Annotated in this window: 23 protein-coding genes; 12 read left to right on the forward strand and 11 right to left on the reverse strand. The window is 42.5% G+C overall.

Annotated elements, in window-relative coordinates:
* Positions 1-6: 6 nt before the first annotated feature.
* The 5 genes from QMF28_RS06935 to QMF28_RS06955 all read left to right on the forward strand — a co-directional run bounded on the left by QMF28_RS06935 (position 7) and on the right by QMF28_RS06955 (position 3,739).
* Positions 7-777: a LamB/YcsF family protein gene (locus tag QMF28_RS06935; protein WP_281741911.1), complete on the forward strand. Its 771-nt coding sequence runs from the start codon at positions 7-9 to the stop codon at positions 775-777.
* Between the two features lie 50 nt (positions 778-827).
* A complete protein-coding gene (locus QMF28_RS06940) occupies positions 828-2,147 on the forward strand; it encodes a Glu/Leu/Phe/Val family dehydrogenase (protein ID WP_281741913.1) in 1,320 nt (439 codons plus the stop codon).
* Positions 2,148-2,162: 15 nt separating this feature from the next.
* A complete protein-coding gene (locus QMF28_RS06945; protein ID WP_281741915.1) occupies positions 2,163-2,648 on the forward strand; it encodes an acyl-CoA thioesterase in 486 nt (161 codons plus the stop codon).
* A 417-nt stretch (positions 2,649-3,065) separates the two neighbouring features.
* The gene (locus QMF28_RS06950) at positions 3,066-3,332 is read left to right on the forward strand and encodes a hypothetical protein (protein WP_281741916.1); all 267 of its coding nucleotides are present in this window, start codon (positions 3,066-3,068) and stop codon (positions 3,330-3,332) included.
* Complete coding sequence (locus QMF28_RS06955) at positions 3,329-3,739, forward strand: group III truncated hemoglobin (protein WP_281741917.1); 411 nt, start codon at positions 3,329-3,331, stop codon at positions 3,737-3,739. The genes QMF28_RS06950 and QMF28_RS06955 overlap by 4 nt, the downstream gene beginning before the upstream one ends.
* Positions 3,740-4,152: 413 nt before the next feature.
* Here QMF28_RS06955 and QMF28_RS06960 read toward each other — a convergent pair whose 3' ends face one another.
* From QMF28_RS06960 to QMF28_RS06970, 3 genes are read right to left on the reverse strand one after another with little or no spacing between them, the layout of a single operon-like run.
* Positions 4,153-5,115 carry a Bug family tripartite tricarboxylate transporter substrate binding protein gene (locus QMF28_RS06960; protein ID WP_068324059.1) on the reverse strand — a complete coding sequence of 321 codons (963 nt, stop codon included), beginning with the start codon at positions 5,113-5,115 and terminating at the stop codon, positions 4,153-4,155.
* Positions 5,116-5,133: 18 nt separating this feature from the next.
* Entirely contained in the window at positions 5,134-6,285 is a 1,152-nt protein-coding gene (locus QMF28_RS06965) for an acyl-CoA dehydrogenase family protein (RefSeq protein WP_345739966.1), read from the reverse strand.
* Positions 6,286-7,071: an IclR family transcriptional regulator gene (locus tag QMF28_RS06970; RefSeq protein ID WP_281741922.1), complete on the reverse strand. Its 786-nt coding sequence runs from the start codon at positions 7,069-7,071 to the stop codon at positions 6,286-6,288. It abuts the gene before it with no gap.
* A 144-nt stretch (positions 7,072-7,215) separates the two neighbouring features.
* Between QMF28_RS06970 and QMF28_RS06975 the strand changes: the two genes are divergently transcribed.
* On the forward strand, positions 7,216-8,418 hold the full coding sequence (locus QMF28_RS06975; RefSeq protein ID WP_281741923.1) for a CaiB/BaiF CoA transferase family protein: 1,203 nt from the start codon (positions 7,216-7,218) through the stop codon (positions 8,416-8,418).
* Positions 8,419-8,668: 250 nt separating this feature from the next.
* On the opposite strand, the gene QMF28_RS06980 is transcribed toward QMF28_RS06975, so the two are convergent.
* The 4 genes from QMF28_RS06980 to QMF28_RS06995 all read right to left on the reverse strand — a co-directional run bounded on the left by QMF28_RS06980 (position 8,669) and on the right by QMF28_RS06995 (position 11,011).
* Positions 8,669-9,283 carry a class I SAM-dependent methyltransferase gene (locus QMF28_RS06980; RefSeq protein ID WP_281741924.1) on the reverse strand — a complete coding sequence of 205 codons (615 nt, stop codon included), beginning with the start codon at positions 9,281-9,283 and terminating at the stop codon, positions 8,669-8,671.
* 23 nt (positions 9,284-9,306) lie between these two features.
* The gene (locus QMF28_RS06985; RefSeq protein WP_281741926.1) at positions 9,307-10,263 is read right to left on the reverse strand and encodes a DUF6803 family protein; all 957 of its coding nucleotides are present in this window, start codon (positions 10,261-10,263) and stop codon (positions 9,307-9,309) included.
* Positions 10,264-10,335: 72 nt separating this feature from the next.
* The gene (locus QMF28_RS06990; RefSeq protein WP_281741928.1) at positions 10,336-10,710 is read right to left on the reverse strand and encodes a hypothetical protein; all 375 of its coding nucleotides are present in this window, start codon (positions 10,708-10,710) and stop codon (positions 10,336-10,338) included.
* A 22-nt stretch (positions 10,711-10,732) separates the two neighbouring features.
* Positions 10,733-11,011 (reverse strand): heavy-metal-associated domain-containing protein, encoded by a 279-nt coding sequence (locus QMF28_RS06995; protein WP_281741929.1) that lies wholly within the window; start codon positions 11,009-11,011, stop codon positions 10,733-10,735.
* 65 nt (positions 11,012-11,076) lie between these two features.
* Here QMF28_RS06995 and QMF28_RS07000 point away from each other — a divergent pair, with 65 nt between their 5' ends.
* Positions 11,077-11,691, forward strand: a complete 615-nt coding sequence (locus QMF28_RS07000; RefSeq protein ID WP_281741930.1) for a Crp/Fnr family transcriptional regulator — start codon at positions 11,077-11,079, stop codon at positions 11,689-11,691.
* A 76-nt stretch (positions 11,692-11,767) separates the two neighbouring features.
* Positions 11,768-12,187, forward strand: coding sequence for a thioredoxin TrxC (trxC, locus tag QMF28_RS07005; protein WP_281741931.1), 420 nt, complete (start codon positions 11,768-11,770; stop codon positions 12,185-12,187).
* A 376-nt stretch (positions 12,188-12,563) separates the two neighbouring features.
* On the opposite strand, the gene QMF28_RS07010 is transcribed toward trxC, so the two are convergent.
* Together QMF28_RS07010 and QMF28_RS07015 are read right to left on the reverse strand one after the other, a co-directional pair.
* Entirely contained in the window at positions 12,564-13,373 is an 810-nt protein-coding gene (locus tag QMF28_RS07010) for a DUF3800 domain-containing protein (RefSeq protein WP_281741933.1), read from the reverse strand.
* Between the two features lie 49 nt (positions 13,374-13,422).
* Positions 13,423-13,560 (reverse strand): hypothetical protein, encoded by a 138-nt coding sequence (locus tag QMF28_RS07015; RefSeq protein WP_216170262.1) that lies wholly within the window; start codon positions 13,558-13,560, stop codon positions 13,423-13,425.
* 500 nt (positions 13,561-14,060) lie between these two features.
* Between QMF28_RS07015 and QMF28_RS07020 the strand changes: the two genes are divergently transcribed.
* A complete protein-coding gene (locus tag QMF28_RS07020) occupies positions 14,061-16,865 on the forward strand; it encodes a class I SAM-dependent DNA methyltransferase (protein ID WP_281741934.1) in 2,805 nt (934 codons plus the stop codon).
* Positions 16,866-16,868: 3 nt separating this feature from the next.
* Here QMF28_RS07020 and QMF28_RS07025 read toward each other — a convergent pair whose 3' ends face one another.
* Together QMF28_RS07025 and QMF28_RS07030 are read right to left on the reverse strand one after the other, a co-directional pair.
* Positions 16,869-17,168, reverse strand: coding sequence for a hypothetical protein (locus tag QMF28_RS07025; RefSeq protein WP_281741935.1), 300 nt, complete (start codon positions 17,166-17,168; stop codon positions 16,869-16,871).
* A gap of 114 nt (positions 17,169-17,282) precedes the next feature.
* Positions 17,283-17,477, reverse strand: a complete 195-nt coding sequence (locus QMF28_RS07030) for a hypothetical protein (RefSeq protein WP_281741936.1) — start codon at positions 17,475-17,477, stop codon at positions 17,283-17,285.
* A gap of 59 nt (positions 17,478-17,536) precedes the next feature.
* Here QMF28_RS07030 and QMF28_RS07035 point away from each other — a divergent pair, with 59 nt between their 5' ends.
* The 3 genes from QMF28_RS07035 (at position 17,537) to QMF28_RS07045 (ending at position 18,351) form a co-directional block, all read left to right on the forward strand.
* Positions 17,537-17,827 carry a hypothetical protein gene (locus tag QMF28_RS07035; RefSeq protein ID WP_281741937.1) on the forward strand — a complete coding sequence of 97 codons (291 nt, stop codon included), beginning with the start codon at positions 17,537-17,539 and terminating at the stop codon, positions 17,825-17,827.
* Positions 17,805-18,134 carry a hypothetical protein gene (locus QMF28_RS07040; RefSeq protein WP_281741938.1) on the forward strand — a complete coding sequence of 110 codons (330 nt, stop codon included), beginning with the start codon at positions 17,805-17,807 and terminating at the stop codon, positions 18,132-18,134. The genes QMF28_RS07035 and QMF28_RS07040 overlap by 23 nt, the downstream gene beginning before the upstream one ends.
* Positions 18,135-18,219: 85 nt before the next feature.
* Positions 18,220-18,351: a hypothetical protein gene (locus QMF28_RS07045; RefSeq protein ID WP_281741939.1), complete on the forward strand. Its 132-nt coding sequence runs from the start codon at positions 18,220-18,222 to the stop codon at positions 18,349-18,351.
* Positions 18,352-18,549: the final 198 nt, after the last annotated feature.

Consider the following 18,549-nt stretch of genomic DNA (forward strand, 5'->3'; position numbering starts at 1 on the left):
AACTATATGAAAACAAAAATTAATATCAATGCAGACTTAGGTGAAAGCTTTGGTAACTGGAAGATGGGTAGTGACTCTGAGATGTTATCTTTAGTCAATAGCGCAAACCTAGCCTGCGGATTTCATGCTGGCGACCCACTAGTCATTCTTCGAACTTTAGAAGATGCTCATAAGCATCATGTAGGAATAGGAGCGCACCCCTCCTTCCCCGATTTACAGGGTTTTGGTCGTCGCCCAATGCAGCTCTCGGAGGCCGAACTTGAGGCTATATTGTTCTACCAGTTAGGGGCACTGCAGGGAATGGCGCAAACACAAAATATGACACTTGAGCATGTCAAACCTCATGGCGCATTAAATAATATGGCGTGCGCAGATATTCAGCTTGCCCGTCAAATTGTTAATGCAATTAGAACTTTTGATGATCAATTAATTCTCTTGGCGCCAGCATGTTCTGCCTTACTTATTGCAGGAGAGGAAGCAGGACTGCGGGTTGCTGCAGAAATTTTTGCCGATCGGGCATATCAAGATGATGCCCAGTTAGTTCCACGAAGTGAAAAAAATGCGATGGTTCATGGAGCTGAAAATAGCTATCAACATATACTCAAGATGCTAGAAGCTAGAGCAATTATTAGTACTAGTGGAAAAAAAATCCCTTGCAATATTCATAGTATCTGCGTTCATGGTGATAACGCTGATGCGGTAAATACAGCCAAGTATTTACGCGAAAAACTGCAAGCGAACAACTATGCATTAGTCTCGTTAAAAAAGATGTTTTGAGATGATAAAACTTGCTAAAGATAGATTAGTAATTTCGAAAGTGCCTTGTAATGAGTAAACAAAATATACAAACTGGCTCAGCTTTATACAAAACAACCCATGCCTTACCATCTTATCTGCAACCAGATAAATTAGGCCCGTGGGGAACTTTTTTAAATCAGGTTGATAGAGTAACGCCATATTTGGGCGACCTTTCTCGTTGGGTTGAAACCTTAAAACGTCCAAAGAAAGCGTTGATCGTAGATGTGCCAATTCACCTAGATGATGGGACAATAGCGCACTTTGAGGGCTATCGGGTACAACACAACACCTCACGCGGCCCTGGGAAGGGCGGCGTTCGCTTCCATCAAGACGTTACATTGTCAGAAGTCATGGCTCTATCAGCCTGGATGTCAGTAAAAAATGCTGCTGTTAATTTACCTTTTGGCGGCGCTAAAGGGGGCATCCGCGTTGACCCAAAATTACTATCACGCGGCGAGCTTGAGCGGATAACGCGCCGCTATACCAGCGAAATTGGCTCAATTATTGGACCCACAAAAGATATTCCAGCGCCTGATGTCAATACAGATGCGCAAATCATGGCGTGGATGATGGATACCTACTCCATGAATGAAGGCAGCACCTCTACCGGAGTTGTCACTGGTAAGCCTATCGCTCTTGGTGGATCACTAGGTAGGAGGGAGGCAACTGGTCGCGGAGTATTTACTGTTGGCATTGAGGCTGCACATAAAACCGGCCTAACGATTGAAGGTTCTAAATTAGCCGTTCAAGGCTTTGGGAACGTGGGATCAATCGCTGCCCAGTTATTTGTTGAAGCCGGAGCCATTCTGGTTTCTGTTCAAGATCATAGTGGTGCAATTTATTGCGGCTCAGGCATTGATGTTAGGCTACTTCAAGAATATGTTCATTCTCAAGGCGGTGTAGCCGGCTTTCCCAGCGCTGAATCAATTAATTCAACTCTTTTTTGGGAAGTAGATTGCGATGTGTTAATTCCTGCGGCCCTAGAAGGACAAATCACTGAAGAAAATGCGCCATTAATCAAAGCACGCATGGTGATAGAAGGCGCAAACGGACCAACAACACCTGCCGCTGACGACATTCTTGCGGAACGGAAAATATTAGTAATCCCCGATGTCATTGCGAATGCAGGCGGCGTTACAGTTAGCTATTTTGAGTGGGTTCAGGACTTCTCTAGCTTCTTTTGGAGCGAAAAAGAGATTAATGCTCGTCTTGTGTCTATTATGAAAGAAGCCTTTGATAGCATCTGGGAAACAGCCCAGAAGCATCACGTCACTTTACGCACGGCTACTTTTATTATTGGTTGCACTCGGATCCTTCGCGCAAGAGAAGATCGTGGCCTATATCCATAACTTGATAAATTAATCATGAATTTACCAAATCACCAACTGACCATGACAGTCTTAATGACTCCAGACAAGACAAACTTCTTTGGAAATGTTCATGGTGGAGATGTCCTTAAACTACTTGACCAAGTTGCTTATGCCTGCGCTAGTAGGTATGCTGGCAAACATGTAGTAACACTCAGCGTAGATCAAGTAATCTTTAAGCAGCCTATTCATGTGGGCGAATTGCTCACCTTCCTTGCTTCGGTTAACTATACTGGCACCTCATCGATTGAAGTTGGCATCAAAGTAATTGCCGAAAATATTCTCACTAAAGTGGTGCGGCATGTGAATAGTTGTTTTTTAACGATGGTAGCCATGGATGAAAATCGCAAACCCACCCAGGTGCCAAAATACGATCCGACAACACCAGACGAGATTCGCAGATTCAAGAGTGCAGAGCTCCGCAGAAAAATGCGTAAGGAATTGGAAACTCGTTTTAACGAAATTCGTAATCCAAAAAATTAAATCAACCGTCCCGTAACTAGACAATTCACCATAAAAAAATACCCGCTAGGGAGCGGGTATCAATTTACAGCCAGTTGGAGACTACGCTTTATCTTATAGTCCAGCTATAACTTAGGCAAGTTTATCGGTTTTCCCGACAATCAAGTGTCGCGTTTCGTGACGCTTAGAGGGATAATAAAAACTCCAATATCCACGTAAATCAAGCCTATGAGCGACTTAACTATAGCAAGAGCGGTACACATCCTTAGTGTAGTCATTTGGATGGGAGGGGTAAGCTTTGTCACTATAGTGCTCATACCCATGCTCAGGCGATCATCATTTCAACAGGATCAGTTAACTATATTTAATATTGTTGAGAATCGATTCGCCTCTATAGCCAGAATCATGGTTTTGTTGGCGGGTATTTCGGGCTTTTATATGACATACAAACTAGAAGCTTGGAGTCGATTTTCGCAACTTCAATTCTTTTGGATGCATGCGATGGTGTTTGTTTGGTCACTATTCTTTTTGGCACTCTTTGTCATTGAGCCATTTATTCTAAGAAACCATGGTCGCATGGTCAAGGATGGTCACAGCATTACGAACTTACGTAAAACCCAAATTGTTCACTCGATCATTCTGGTGCTCAGCCTAACTACCTTAGTCATATCGGTATTGGGCGCTCATGGATTTTTCTACTCATGAGCCTCGTTAAACCATCAGAACGCACTCCTTTAGCCTACCAAATTGGGCGGGAGTCGATTGATGAGGTGGTTTATGATTTTTATGATCGCATTCAAAACCATCCCACCCTTTCTAAGCCGTTTTCAATTGTGACTCACTGGAAAGAGCACAAAGAAAAAATTGCCGAGTTTTGGTGGGTAGTGCTAGGCGGAATACCCAACAGCCCATATAAGTACGACCCAGTAAATAAGCACTTCGCTGCAGGCTTTACACAAGAACTCCTAGAGGACTGGAAGGCGCTATTTTTTGAAGTCCTCTCTCAGCATCTACCTCTCAATCTTGCACAAGCATGGCAGTCTCGTGTTGAACTCATTGGAGGAAATCTTTTGATGCAAAATGATCGCCTCATACAGAAGATATTAAAGTAATCAATAGTCCACCGGATTTGTCGACTTCCCCGAAAAACCATTGTCGATACCAATCGACCTCCACATCGTACCAATCTGCTCCACAAGACCACCCACCGATATCGCGGTACTTTCTAGACAGGTTTAGGTTAATGTCTTAACAACTGTTTAAACACAATTTGACGTCTTTTAATCCGTTGGTCGCGAGTTCGAATCTCGCCCGACCCACCAGTTATACAAAAGCCTCTAGAGAAATCTAGGGGCTTTTTCTTTTGGTTGAATGGAATGTGTTGGTCACTGCGTAGACTCAATAGAAGATCAGTTGAACCGAGATGGGTCAGGATAGAAGGCGCTGGGTGACCGTAAGCGACTTGCAAGTGTCGCGTTTCGCGACACTTTAGAGGATGGCTTGTCGGGAAATCCGACAAACATGATTAGTCAGGCTTAATATTTCTCTTTGCAACCAAAGCTCTCCACTTTGCAATATCGTCCCGAACATATTTTGAGAACTGTTCCGGAGTTCCGCCTACTGTTTCCATACCCATATCAGCAAATCGTTGTTTGATCTCAGGCTGAGCCAAGATTTCATTGATATCCTTGTTTAGGCGATCAACAATTTTTACCGGCAGTTTTGCTGGACCAACCAATCCAAACCATGTGTAAACCTCTGTATTTGGGTAACCCAACTCACCGAGAGATGGCACATCTGGCAACAGCGGAGATCTAGTAGATCCAAATACTGCAAGAACCCGAATCTTTCCATTCTTAATATGAGGTAGTGGTGAGATGATTGGGTGAACGCCTGCATCAACCCTTTCTCCCAAGATATCGGTAACTGCGGGAGCATCACCTTTATACGGAATGTGAGTGAGATTTGATTTAGCGATATTGTTAAATAACTCTAAAGCCAAATGTGGTGCGGTACCATTTCCGGGGCTCGAGACATTAAGTCCATTTGGCGATTTTGCTGATGCCGCTAGAAGTTCTGCGACATTCTTGATTGGTGAATTAGCAGGCACCATTAAAAACAGTGGAGCTCTTACCGTTTGGATAATAGGAGTGAAATCCTTCACCGTGTCATAAGGAAGCTGTCCATATAAAGCAGGATTAGTTGTGTGTGGCGCCGCCACCATAATGAAGTTATAACCATCAGGCTCTGCCTTAGCAATCATTTCTGAGGCAATGCGTATATTCGCGCCAGGCTTATTTTCAACAATAATCGCTTGTGAAAGTTTCGGGCTTAGCTTTTCAGCTATCACTCTTGTGGCGATATCGTTAGAACCCCCAGGTGCAAATGGGGAAATGAATCGTATTGATCGATTTGGCCATTCCTGTGCATTTGCCACTCCGACACATAATGACGCAATGCAAATTGCACTAACAATATATTTTTTCATAAGATATTTCCTTAAGAATTACTTCAAAATTCGCTTAGCAATATTAAGCAGGTGAATCTGACTAGTGCCCTCATACAGGCGAAATAAACGCACATCTCTGTACAACATTTCTATCGGACCCCCGATATCAGCACAATACCCCGCGCCACCAAAAATTTGAACCACTCGATCTGCCACTCTGCCGCACATTTCAGAGGCATAGTATTTGCAAATTGATGCTTGGGTAGTGACATCCTCGCCTCGATCTCGTGATCTTGCTGTTTCTAGCACCAGGCTTTTTGCAGCCTCAATCTCCACTTTGCTTTCCGCCAGCATTGCCTGAATTAGCTGGAACTCTGATATTGGCTTACCAAACTGCTCACGAGTTTTCACATGTCTTAAGGCTTCATCCAACAATCGAATAGCTGGCCCAATACATAATGCCGCTAAATTTATGCGCTGTTTATTCAGTGCCTTCATGGCTGTTGCAAAACCCATGCCCAACTGACCACCCAACACATCATCAGAACATACGCGAACATTATTTAAATACACTTCGGATACCGGTGATCCAGATTGCCCCATTTTCTTATGCTCAGGACCTGTCGATATCCCTGGAGTTTCTCTCGAAATTAAAAAAGCGGTAATCCCCTTGTGAGATAAATCATTTAAATCTGTTCTTGCAAAAACAGTGAATAGATCAGCAATCGGTGCATTAGTAATATAACGTTTTGTGCCGTTAATTAAAAATTGACCATCTCCATCACTTACAGCGGTAGATTGCAATGCCGTTGCATCCGATCCAGCCTCTGGCTCCGTTAAAGCAAGGCATCCAGTAATCTCGCCCGATGCCAATCTTGGCAACCACTTCTCTTTTTGGGCACGGGTTCCATCCTGCACTAAACCTTCAGATCCAATACCAGTATTCGTACCAGCGCGCGCCCTAAATGCAGTGGCAGCCTGTGATAACTCAATATTTGCAAGCGCCAACTCTTCTGTAGTTAGGCCACTTCCACCGTACTCCTTGGGGATACTCCAACCAAAATAGCCATTAGCCCTCATCTGATCAACAATAGATTCAGAAATCTTGTTTTCTTCTACAACTTGGGCCTCCGCAGGAATTGCAATCTCTCGAACAAACCGGCGAATATTCTCCAATCGCCTATTGTTAACTTCAATATCATTGATCACTTATCGCCCTCTATTCATATAAGTTACTCCACCATCTCGTTCAATATTGCGCTTTGCCTCAAATAAATGCGGAATAACAGTTCTAGCGATATCCACCTGCGAGAGTTTTGCACCACTAATCGTGCAATTCAGAGCAATCAGAGGATCATCACTGCTCCCAACACGCAGCGGCACCGCTACGGCATAAACATCACCCTCCCAGTCCCCTCTACTTAAACAATAGGCGTTTTTTTCATAAAACTCTTGATCGCGATAAAAGCAGCCAATGTCTCGTCGATACTGGGATGGGTCGGCTATTTTCAGGCGATTTAAGATTGCCTTTTGATCCACCTCTGTCGATGCAAGCAATAATGCTCGCCCAATTGAAGTTGTAAGCAAAGGCCGGCTACTTCCAATATCAGGCTTGAGAAAGTTCTTCTTATCTAAACGCAAGGCATCTACATAAACCACTTCCAAGCGCCCTAGCATCCCTAAGTTAACTGTCCATTTTGTCTTGGCAGCCAATTTTTCCATATGAGGTCTGGCAAGATGGCGAATATCCATACTAGCTAACATTGGATATCCCAGCATCAGTACGCCAGGACCAAGGCGATATTTTTGCAATCGCTCAACTCGCAATAAATATCCCAACTTCTCTAAGGTGTATGTCAAGCGAGAAATGGTTGCTTTAGGTAGCGATGTTCGTTCGCAAAGTTCGCGATTTCCTAAAAGCTGATCAGTCGGGGTAAATGCACGAAGCACTTCCAAACCCCTACTTAAGTTGATTGCAAATTGACGATCAATCATGATAGCTAACGCTTTTAGACATAAAGCAATCCTCTTCTCTTTTTATTAAATCCACAATTCATTTTATCCACTGTTTCGCTGTGCGAAACAGTGGCACAATAAAAAAGAACTTAGGTTTAATCCTTTTATTTGCCTGGTACCTATATGACATCTCGCCCCCAATTACTTCAAGATGTACGGATTATTGATTTATCAACGGTAATTGCCGCCCCATTTGCCTCCACTCTATGCAGCGACCTTGGAGCAGATGTAATAAAAATTGAGTTACCCAATGGATCTGACGCCCTTAGGGGATTGGCACCAACTACGCCTGATCATGCGCTCTATTGGAAAACAGTAAATCGCGGAAAGAAAGGGATTACCCTTGATGTAAGAAACCCGAAAGGTAAGGAAATATTTCTAAAGATTCTGAAAGATACCGATGTACTAGTAGAAAACTTCAGAACTGGCACATTAGATCGCTGGGGGCTTGATTTGAAAACCCTATTAAAAGCCAACCCAAATTTACTAGTTCTCCGATTAACTGGATTTGGACAAACTGGTCCCTACGCAGAACGTCCAGGGTTTGCCAGAATATTTGAAGCCATGAGTGGATTAACCAATCTCATTGGCACTTCCGAAAGTGGCCCACAGCATCCAAACCTGCCTATTGGAGATTTAGTTGCGGGCCTGTTTGGGGCATTTAGCATTGCTTCATCCATAGCATCGTTAAGGAGAGACCCCTCTCAGGGTGGATTTGAAATTGATCTATCTGCAACTGAAGCTTTATTTAGACTGCTAGACCCTCTTGCCGTTGAATATGAATTCTTGGGCATCAACCGAAAGCATGAAGGCAATAGAGCAAGCTATACCGCCCCATCAAATATGTATCAGACCAAGGATGGAAAGTGGGTAACCCTGGTTGCATCCTCGGATGCAATATTCAAGAGATTATGCAACGCCATCAACAAATCAGAATGGATAGATGATCCAAGATTCACAAATAATCCTCAGCGCTGCAAAAACGTAATAGAGCTAGATAACGGAATTGCTGGCTGGTTTCAGAACAACACCTATCAACAAGTTGAGATTACATTAAATGAGTCAGATATTCCATACACAAAGGTATATGACATTGAGGATGTCCTCAAAGATCCTCAAGTTAAAGCTAGGCAAGGGATTATTCGACTAAATGATGCTGAATTGGGAAGCATCCCAGCACCCTGTGCAGTACCCAGAATTCCTGAGATTTTAGATATCCCAATTAAAACTGGCCCGAAAACTGGTGAAGATAATCAATCCTTCTATACGGCTCTTGGATTTTCAGAAGAAGAAATTAATCGCCTGAAGAATGAAAAAGTAATTTAACCCTTGGAACGGGAAACTCTAATCTCGCCCGACCCACCAGTTATACAAAGGGATCACAGCAATGTGGTCCCTTTTCTTTTGGCTGCATGGAATGTATTGGCAACTGTGTGAACTAAATAGGTAATCTCATGGACCGTGATGGGTCAGGATGGAAGGCGCTGGGTGACCGTGGTGCACTATAAGCAACTCTTTAAAGGACGCTTGTTACTGGTTTGTCGGGAAATACGACAACACTGGCATTAAATTAACTTTATTCCATCCTACAAAAACAATATAAAAACTGCTGGGTAGTGCCCATCGGAGTGTTATGGATTTCAGTTGAGCTATTGATTAACTTAAAGGTCTTGCCAAACTGGTTATGTAAACGCTCTGCGTCATATCGAACGACATCAAGCCCACTGCACTTCTCTGGACCTTCAGGACCAAAAGTCGACATAATCACATAGCCACCATGCTTCACTGACCGCATCACTTGCTCTACGTACTTCACCCGCTGAGCTTCTTCAGTTAAAAAATGAAATACCGCTCTGTCATGCCAAACGTCAAAATAGTTTTGTGGCAATGTGGCTTGAGTAATATCAGCACAGTACCAATGAACCGTATCTGCTCGCTTTCCAATGCGCTGTCTTGCGACATCAATTGCTTTTTGAGATATATCTAGAACGCTTATATCTTTATAGCCTTCAGATAGCAAATCATCAACTAAGGTAGCCTCACCACCGCCGATATCAATGATGGCGGCTTTTTTATTGCTTGTAGCTTGATGAATCAGGTTTAAGGATGTTTCTAAATGCGGGGCATACCAACTAACCGCATCAGGCGCCTTAGTTCCGTAAACTTTTTCCCAGTGCTCTTTGTTATCCACAATACTCTCCGGATTACCTGACTTTACTTTAGCTTATATCCCGCATGACAAGCAACACAGGCCGCGGTGGTATTGCCTAGAGCGATTAATGCAGGTTTTATATCACCTGTTACGGCGGAGTTTTGCACTTCGATTGCGAATTTACTGGCATTGCGATGCATCACCGTACCAGACTCCTGCATACCTTTTGGCATAAATTTGGAGTTCTCATAAGCACCATGCAGTTTAAGAGCACTCATTCCCAAACGATCTTCTGCTAATTGAGCAGCTTTGTCGCATTGGCCCTTGCCCATCAAATCCTGTATTTGAGAGATTGTTTGCAAATGATCTCGCATATTCATCAAAATATGCTCTCTCATAGGCGCCGGAAAATCCACGGCAATACGGTTATCCGGTATAGATGCACTCATGTGCATCATATGCATCTGGTGCATTTGTGCCATATCAGCATCAACTCCTTGTGGAGGTGCACTATTCTGCTCACTATGCATTTGATGCGCATTAGCGCCCTTATAACCCAACAAAGAAGGATCCAACATTCCGCTAATCATGGCAATATGTCCAAAGACTAAGAACAATGCTACACAGATTGCATGAATCTTGAGCTTGCCCATTTGATCAAGGCTTTTATTTACAAAACCAAATTCTTGCAGGGCAATCCAAATTAAAGGCAGGCCGCCAATCATATATGTTGATACCGCCACCACATCAATCACTGTGCGCCATTCACCAGCCTTGGTAATAGGCAAAACAGCCGTAGTCATCAAGTACGCAATGATGCCAATGAAATACAAACCCACGGTAGTGCCAGCAAAGCGGTTTAAGTGATAAACAAAACCATCAAACTTACGGGTAAACAAAATGTAGAGCTCAGTAATAGCTAACGTCTCAGCAAGTACTACTGGTATAGCCATAAAGATGAGCAAATTCCAAGGCTGGTTATCCGCGAGCAATTGCATGTAGTGAGTCATATTCATCATCTATCTCCTAATACCTCAATGAACAAAAACCACCCGAAGGTGGCCTTGTATTAACTAATGGCACTTTATAGCTTATCCGCAGGTTCTGCCTGACATCATTTGTGGGCCATGTCCTGCTGGCAAAGTAATGCCTTTTTCTTTGGCGCGCTTTTCCATCTCAGCATGGGTAGTCGTCATGATTGCTTGACGCTCTTCCACTGTCTTGGCGTCAATCATCTTGTCCATCATAGCAAGGCGCTCGGCTGGAGTCATCAGTTCACGCATGATTTTCATATTGGCGTTCTGCCCCATCATCTGACCTCGTATCATTTGGCCGCGCATCATGCCTGGGCCCATGCCATTACCCATTCCACCCATTGGGCCTTGTTGAGCATGAACAGTCGCGATGCCCAATCCAAGACCTAGAGCGGCTATTACCCCAATTGCAATTTTGTTTATCTTTTTCATTTTGAATTTCCTATTCATTTAGTTAGTTACAGCAACAACTTGTGCCACTCTTACAAGAACCACTCTTAGCCTTTGCTTGAGGCGATACATCAGAACTGATCTTTGCGGGATAACCATCCTTTTCTAAAGCCTCAATAATCTCTTTCATGTGTTGCGAGACATTGCCTTCAACCTTGACTGCGCCAGAGGCGAGATCTACTTCAACCCTCTGCACCCCAGCAATTGAATTAATGGCTTTTTCAACATGATTTACACAAGTGCCACAAGTCATTCCACTGACAGTTAAATTGATTGTTTCCATAACAACCTCCTTTATATGCGTTCATTATTGGACTAGACCCCTAAAAAGCGTATGATTTTGATCATATGGATATCTATATTCCTGAACCCCTTAAGGAGCTACTGCCACCGCCATTGCTAGAGCAATGCAATGTCCACGCCTTTAATAAGGGGGATTACCTCTTCCATTTAGGTAAGAAGCCTGAGTACATGTTCTTTATTGTTTCTGGTGAGGCGGTTCTCAGCAGAACCAGCGGCCATGGAGAAACGACTACGCTTCAACGCTGTAAAGGCGGGTTTTTAAGTGAAGCGAGTCTATTAACCGATGTCTATCACTGTGATGCGGTTGCTACTCATACAGGAACAGCTATTGCATTGCCAATTAATGCATTTAGAGACTCTTTGAAAAAGGAAGACTTTTCTCTAAAGTGGGTCAAACTCTTAAGCAGAGAAATCATGCGGCTACGTACCCAATCTGAGCGGCTTGGCCTAAAAGACATCCGAAGTAAATTAATTCACCTCATTGAGACTGAAGGCAAAGATAGAATGCTGGCTCTGCAATCCGATTACAAATCGCTAGCATCCGAACTTGGCATTACCCATGAGGCCTTATATCGAGCAATATCAAAGATGGAGTCCGATGGATTGATTGACAAGACTTCAAATTCTTTGAGGCTGATTAATAAGGCAGCTAAGTCTTGAAATTTTTGAATATGTACCCAACTATTACCTATAAATTGATTTTGCATACGATCATTCTTAAGTCGGAGTAATTGACATGTTAGTTAAATGCCCACACTGCCAAAAATTTAATCGCCTCCCTACTGAACGTCTCAGCGAAAAACCTAACTGTGGGGCCTGTAAAAGCAGTCTACTAGCAGGCCCAATTGAGGCTGATCAAGCAAGTTTCCAAGAGATTCTGAGAACAAGTAAGCTACCAGTTATTGTGGATTTTTGGGCGCCATGGTGTGGACCATGCAAAATGTTTGCCCCAACCTTTCAGGCAAGCGCCATCAAGCATGGCGAGAAAATACTTCACGTAAAGCTCGATACAGAAGCCAATCCAGCTATAGGTCAACAATACAACATTAGATCAATACCTACTTTGGCCATCTTTAAAAATGGATCGGAAGTTGAGAGAATTTCTGGAGCATTACCGCCCGCACAATTAGAGCAATTAATTTCCAAGATTATTTAATTTATTCAAATAGACTTTTTTAATTATTCCCAAAGTAACCCTCAAAAGTTCGAAATCCGGTCCGCAGATTCGAACTTTGCACCATAATGCAATCGCACACTCAATCGCACAGTTATTTTTTGGCCCTTTAGCCCATTGATTCATATGGGGTTTTGAAGAGTCACGACTTCTTTTAATCCGTTGGTCGCGAGTTCGAATCTCGCCCGACCCACCAGTTATACAAAAGCCTCTAGAGAAATCTAGGGGCTTTTTCTTTTTGGGCTGGATAAATGTAGTGGCTGTTTAGAGCAATAGGCGATCTATTGGACCGAAGTGGGTCAGGATGGAAGGCGCTGGGTGACCGTGGTGGACCGTTGGCGACTAGATATCATCCTCATCAGTCGAAATCTGTCATCTGGAATTTTTGACCGGGCTCAATTCCATTGCTCATCAAAAATTCTATTAATTGAGCATATTTTTTTCGATAGGCTTCCACTTTTATATCTTTGGGACTAAACCAAAGGCTAATTAGCTGAACTCTCTCCCCCACTTCACGAAAAAACAAAGGTGAAATTTGACTCAAAATCTGTTTAGCCGAATCTATATGTTGATCAGATTTTTCAGTAAATGCATTAATCGAAAATCTGATAGATCCAATTAATATATCAACAAGGCTGCAAAAATGTGACTGGCCGATGGCAGCATAGTGGTACCCCAATATTCGCTGTAATTTCCTATCATTTATATATGGTTGGTTACCGGCAATACCAAAGCTCAATCTATTTTTGAGTTGTCCATCAATTTGCTTATCATCAAATCTATCAATAATTACAAGACCAACATCTTTTGGCCTCGATAAATAACAGTCAAAATGAAAACAAAGAGTGTTAACGCTATTTCTTCGAGCCTCTTCTGAGGTTGTGGCAATGTCATGTAAAAGCAGATTGATCAGCAACTTACAATCATACTTTTCTGCAATCTTTATCACCCTCTTCTTCAAATCAATAAATTGCTTATGACTTAAGTTTTTTGGTGGAGGGCTAAATTTAAGTATGAAATCCTCGGGAACATGAAACTCTTTACGCAAAGCCTCTATATCCCTAGAAATTGCTTCAGCATTATTTCCGTCAATAATAAGTCCACCATAGAGAAAAAAATTATTAGGTTTTTTCTCAAAATTGGTCTCGTCACAATAAAGTAAATGCATTTAGATATAGCCTTGGGGAAACAGCCAGATTGCTCTGGCTGCCAATCCATTACTTCTTAGGTTTAGCTTGCTTGACTACAGTTTGCTTAAAAGTGGTGGATGGATTGCTCTTAGCGGTTTTAGCGCTTACGAACCTTCCATCCACAGCGCTTTTATTCACCGTAGTTACAGTCTTCTTAGTGGCCATAATGGACTCCAAAAAAGGGTTGTTAATCACAAGACCCTTTTCGCCAAATCATTTTGGTATAGACTACGCATACCTTGTTAAGCATGCTTAATCACGGGAAGCGGTGTTAGTTCGAGCTAATACCGCTTTTTTCTTGCCCCTCCGAACCCAAAAACACTATATCTAGTGATACTTGGATGCGTTACCCCCAATTTTAGTGTTTTGCATGGCCTTTTGCAGGCATTTCCGATGAAAATTTATAAGTATTTTTGCTTAAGTTTAGAGTGATTTTGGTGCGTAAATTTCAGAGCCTTAATGGTCACTGGTTTCACGGTGAGCAGCTGCTTACACACAGTGGACACACAAGTGTCGCGAAACGCGACACTTTCAATTCAACTCCAATCCCTAAACCATACTCAATAGCCTAAACCTTCGCATTCACTTGCACCAAAAGCCAAAAATTGCAATGGCATATAGCACATGGGTATTATTGATACACCCAGTCCTAAGCAATTAAATCTATGCCAGATATCACTATTAACGAAATACGCAGACGCTTACAGCTATTTGCAAAAGAACATGCTACAGATAGCGATGAAAAGCAACATGCACAGCAATTTTGGCGTGATTTCTATACGTGCTTTGGACTTAGCAAAAGTTCAGCAAGCATGTTTGAGGCTCGTGTATTAAAAGTTGGCGGTGCACGTGGCTATATGGATAGCTTTATACCCGGGGTCTTGTTGGTCGAACAAAAGAGTTTAGGCAGAAACTTAGATGATGCATACGTACAAGCACAGGCATATTTTCACGCAATTGCTAATGAATTTGAAAAGCCTCAATACATAATTACTTGCGACTTTCAAAACTTTCAACTTTATGACTTACAGAATAACGCTAAAGAACCTCTAACTTGCAAGCTAGATGAATTACATAAACGTGCAGATTGGTTTATGTTTTTGGTTGATAAGCGCGTTCATGCTGTTAGCGAAGAATTACCAGTCAATCGCAAAGCAGCTGAACAGATTGCCAAATTACATGATGCGTTGCTTAAAGCTAACTATAAGGGCAAAGATTTAGAAAGTTTTTTAACACGTCTTTTATTCTGTTTATTTGCAGATGACACGGGAATATTTGGCGAAGACGGCATATTTAGACGCTTAGTGGAAGCCACCAAGGAAGATGGTAGCGACTTAGGCAGTTCAATTGGCTTGTTATTTCAAGTTCTAAATACACCAAAAGATAAGCGACAAACTAATTTAGATGAAGCATTACAAGCATTTGAATACGTCAACGGCAGCTTATTTGCCGAAAATATACAAACGCCCTACTTTGATTTTGATTTACGTTCAATCCTACTTAAGTGCGTACAAATTGACTGGAGCGGCATTAGCCCAGCCATTTTTGGGGCTATGTTTCAGGCTGTATTGGAAGAAGGCGCAAGTGATACCGCACATCGCAAAGAGAGCCGCAGAGAGTTGGGCGCCCACTATACAAGTGAACGCAATATTCTTAAAGTTATCCAACCATTGTTCTTGGATGATTTACACGAAGAATTCAATAAGGCTAAGGGTAATAAACTCAAGCTAACCGCCTTATATGACAAGCTACCCACTTTAAAGTTTTTTGACCCAGCCTGCGGATGCGGGAACTTTTTAGTAATAGCTTATCGAGAAATACGTAGGATAGAAAACGATGTTATCAACGAATTGTTTTTTAAGGGTCAAGCACAAGGTGGATTACTGGATATTGCCACTTTATGCCGCGTAAATATTGGGCAGTTTTACGGTATTGAGATTGATGAAGCAGCCACACATATTGCACGTGTTGCGCTATATATAACTGACCATCAACTTAACTTAGAAGCGGCTAATAAGTTTGGTAAAACACGTGCAACAGTTCCTTTGGTGACTACGCCGCATATACATTGCGCCAACGCTTTAAGAGCTGATTGGAATGATGTAATTAAAGCCAATGAGTGCAGCTATATATTTGGCAACCCTCCTTTTTACGGGAAACAATGGCAAACTGCCGAGCAAAAAAGTGACATGCTTTTAGTTGCTGGAACTATTAAGAACTTTGGTGTGCTCGATTACGTAACAGGATGGTACATAAAAGCAATAAATTACTTAGAGGGAACAAATATTGAAGTTGGATTTGTTTCTACAAATAGCATTACACAGGGTGAACAAGTAGCAGTTTTGTGGAGTTGGATGATTGCAAAAGGAACTAAGATAAATTTTGCACACAGAACCTTTAAATGGAGCAATGAAGGCAGAGCAAATGCTGCGGTACATTGTGTAATTATTGGATTTTCTAAATTCGATAGAAAAGAGAAATATATATTTAGCTATGGGGCTGATGATATTGCGGTATCTAGTCTTGCCAAGCAAATTAGCCCGTATCTAGTAGATGCTAAATTTGTTGCTATTGAAGCCAAGAAGGCCCCCGTATGCAACGTAAAAAGTATTGCTTTCGGCAGCATGCCAAACGACGGAGGCTTCCTACTACTCAACACTGAAGAGCGCAATGAATTAATAACAAACGATGCAACATCAGCCAAATATATTAGAAAATTTATTGGTGGTGAAGAATATATTAATAGTATCGATAGATATTGCTTGTGGCTTGTAGACGCAAACTTAAAAGAATTAAGCTTAAATAGAAACATTTATGAGCGCATATCAAAAGTTAAAGAGACGAGACTAAAAAGCACGCGTGAGGCAACTAATAAATTAGCAAATACTCCAACTTTGTTTGGCGAAATTAGACAGCCCAAAACAAATTATCTAGCCATACCAGAAGTTTCAAGTGAAAGACGTACCTATTTACCGATAGGTTTTGTTGACGCAGAGATAATAGCTAGCAATAAGATTTACACCCTTTCTAATGCAACACTATTTGATTTCGGCATACTAATCAGTTCTATGCATATGGCTTGGATGAGAACTGTTTGTGGAAGATTGAAAAGTGATTATCAATACTCTGCTGGAGTTGTGTATAACAACTTTATTTGGCCTAAAGATGCAGGAGATGATGCCATTGCAAATGCGGCCACAGGCATACTAAATGCTCGTAAGTTATACGATAGCGACACTCTCGCTACATTGTATGATCCACTACTAATGCCTGCGGAACTCATTAAGGCACATGAAGCGAATAATAAGGCTGTAGATAAGGCATATGGCTATACAGGCGCAGATGATGATGCAAGTAGAGCAGCGTTTTTATTTAAGAAATTTGAGGAGCTAACAAGCTTGCTCCCAGCTACACCTGCTAAGAAAAAGCGTGTTAAAAAAGTTGATGATACGCAAACTAACTTAATTTGATGGTCACCAGCCCTTAACTACAGGGGCTTGTGGCACCTGCCTTGGCGTATTAATAGTGGTGTTAGGCTGCATTGTTATGGGTGCAGTAGTCGTACCTTGATATTGCCCTTGAGGTGAATATAAGTTAGTTTGCCCATTATCTGTTTGAAACGACTGCACATTCTGCCCTTGGGCGTTATAAACATTAGTCACACCACCGGGAGATGTTTGGGTATAGCCCTGATACTGCCCTTGTGGGCCATAAACGGCTTGAGCATATCCAAGCGCTGGAATAAACATTAAAACCGCTGCAATACGCTTCATATAATCCTTATTAGCAATCCACTAGATTCTTTCAGTTTAGTTATGGCATTGATAACTGTCCATACTTAGTTAGAAGCAGCATATGACTGCCAGCATGTCGTGTTTCCCGACAAACTAGGCTTTCCCTACTTTACTCCTGCGATTTCTCTGCTCAAACGCAATAGCTTCTTCTAATATCGCATTTTGACGTGCAGTCTCAAGAGCAGCTTCTTTTTGTTGCTTGATTAAGTGCTTGCCTGTAATCACTTGCCGGTCATTAAGCAGTGACTCTAATGTGGGCTTACCCTTCCCAGGGGAATCTTTCCACATCGGTTTTTCATAGAATCATGCTATAATGCATTCATGCCGCATGAATATAGGAGAATGCTATGGGCGCAGTGATAGATCATCAAGTTATTAAATCCATTGGATCCAGTGGGCAGATCTCGCTTGGGAAAGAGCATGCGGGGCGTCAGGTATTAGTGGAAACACCTGAACCTGGCGTTTGGGTGATTCGTACCGCCACAGTTATCCCCGACAATGAGCGTTGGGTACACACACCAGCTATTAAGAAGGACTTATCAGCAGCATTGGCCTGGGCACAAAAAACGCCGGCCAAAGCAACTGACCTTTCTAAACTAAAAATGACTAAAGCTCATGGCACGAAACGCAAAGCCTGAGCCCTTGGTTGAACTTGATCTGAATAGCCCTATCTTCCAATCTAGCTGGGAGAGTCTGGAGCCAACTGAGCAAGAAAAAGCCTTTGCCACTTTTGAGAAAATCACGCAATTGACCTGGAACCAGGTTTACCGCGACAAGGGATTGAGGTGGGAAAAGATTCATAGCATTCCCGCGCCAAAGGGCATTGATGCACTCTACTCATTTCGGGTTAGTAAATCGATTCGGGGAATTGGTTTCAGGGAAGATCATTTCCTAAGGGTTTTATTAATTGAACCAGATCATGATGCTGCTTATGGAAAAAAGTAAACCACCACACCAAAGCGTTGGTTACACCACTGTTGAGCAAATCCTCAATTCGCCTGATCCCGATATTGTTGGCTCCTACTAAGCCATGCAACGTGCTGGGCAAGCGGCAATTGACTTGGCAATTCAAACGAATACTGCAATCGTAATCATGGTAGATGGAAAGATTGTTAGGATCCCAGCCGCAGAACTGATTAAAAAGCGTCAACTAACAGCGTAAGCAACGTTGGTCGCGAGTTCGAAAATGAAGTTTCGACACAGCCAATCTCGCCCGACCCGCCAGTTATACGAAGGGATCAAAGCAATGTGGTCCCTTTTCTATTGGGTGAACGGAAAGCTGTGGTCTGTGTGGTGGCAATAAGTGATCTATTCGACCGAAGTGGGTCAGGATAGAAGGCGCTGGGTGCCCGTAAGCGTC

Source organism: Polynucleobacter yangtzensis (assembly GCF_027924165.1).
In the GTDB taxonomy this organism is placed as follows: domain Bacteria; phylum Pseudomonadota; class Gammaproteobacteria; order Burkholderiales; family Burkholderiaceae; genus Polynucleobacter; species Polynucleobacter yangtzensis.

What these genes read in the sequence shown, in the direction of transcription:
- QMF28_RS06935 (WP_281741911.1), top strand. Translation starts at nt 7, where the DNA reads ATGAAAACAAAAATTAATATCAATGCAGACTTAGGTGAAAGCTTTGGT.
- QMF28_RS06940 (WP_281741913.1), top strand. Translation starts at nt 828, where the DNA reads ATGAGTAAACAAAATATACAAACTGGCTCAGCTTTATACAAAACAACC.
- QMF28_RS06945 (WP_281741915.1), top strand. Translation starts at nt 2,163, where the DNA reads ATGAATTTACCAAATCACCAACTGACCATGACAGTCTTAATGACTCCA.
- QMF28_RS06950 (WP_281741916.1), top strand. Translation starts at nt 3,066, where the DNA reads ATGACATACAAACTAGAAGCTTGGAGTCGATTTTCGCAACTTCAATTC.
- QMF28_RS06955 (WP_281741917.1), top strand. Translation starts at nt 3,329, where the DNA reads ATGAGCCTCGTTAAACCATCAGAACGCACTCCTTTAGCCTACCAAATT.
- QMF28_RS06960 (WP_068324059.1), bottom strand. Translation starts at nt 5,115, where the DNA reads ATGAAAAAATATATTGTTAGTGCAATTTGCATTGCGTCATTATGTGTC.
- QMF28_RS06970 (WP_281741922.1), bottom strand. Translation starts at nt 7,071, where the DNA reads ATGATTGATCGTCAATTTGCAATCAACTTAAGTAGGGGTTTGGAAGTG.
- QMF28_RS06975 (WP_281741923.1), top strand. Translation starts at nt 7,216, where the DNA reads ATGACATCTCGCCCCCAATTACTTCAAGATGTACGGATTATTGATTTA.
- QMF28_RS06985 (WP_281741926.1), bottom strand. Translation starts at nt 10,263, where the DNA reads ATGATGAATATGACTCACTACATGCAATTGCTCGCGGATAACCAGCCT.
- QMF28_RS06990 (WP_281741928.1), bottom strand. Translation starts at nt 10,710, where the DNA reads ATGAAAAAGATAAACAAAATTGCAATTGGGGTAATAGCCGCTCTAGGT.
- QMF28_RS06995 (WP_281741929.1), bottom strand. Translation starts at nt 11,011, where the DNA reads ATGGAAACAATCAATTTAACTGTCAGTGGAATGACTTGTGGCACTTGT.
- QMF28_RS07000 (WP_281741930.1), top strand. Translation starts at nt 11,077, where the DNA reads ATGGATATCTATATTCCTGAACCCCTTAAGGAGCTACTGCCACCGCCA.
- trxC (WP_281741931.1), top strand. Translation starts at nt 11,768, where the DNA reads ATGTTAGTTAAATGCCCACACTGCCAAAAATTTAATCGCCTCCCTACT.
- QMF28_RS07010 (WP_281741933.1), bottom strand. Translation starts at nt 13,373, where the DNA reads ATGCATTTACTTTATTGTGACGAGACCAATTTTGAGAAAAAACCTAAT.
- QMF28_RS07015 (WP_216170262.1), bottom strand. Translation starts at nt 13,560, where the DNA reads ATGGCCACTAAGAAGACTGTAACTACGGTGAATAAAAGCGCTGTGGAT.
- QMF28_RS07020 (WP_281741934.1), top strand. Translation starts at nt 14,061, where the DNA reads ATGCCAGATATCACTATTAACGAAATACGCAGACGCTTACAGCTATTT.
- QMF28_RS07025 (WP_281741935.1), bottom strand. Translation starts at nt 17,168, where the DNA reads ATGAAGCGTATTGCAGCGGTTTTAATGTTTATTCCAGCGCTTGGATAT.
- QMF28_RS07030 (WP_281741936.1), bottom strand. Translation starts at nt 17,477, where the DNA reads ATGTGGAAAGATTCCCCTGGGAAGGGTAAGCCCACATTAGAGTCACTG.
- QMF28_RS07035 (WP_281741937.1), top strand. Translation starts at nt 17,537, where the DNA reads ATGGGCGCAGTGATAGATCATCAAGTTATTAAATCCATTGGATCCAGT.
- QMF28_RS07040 (WP_281741938.1), top strand. Translation starts at nt 17,805, where the DNA reads ATGGCACGAAACGCAAAGCCTGAGCCCTTGGTTGAACTTGATCTGAAT.
- QMF28_RS07045 (WP_281741939.1), top strand. Translation starts at nt 18,220, where the DNA reads ATGCAACGTGCTGGGCAAGCGGCAATTGACTTGGCAATTCAAACGAAT.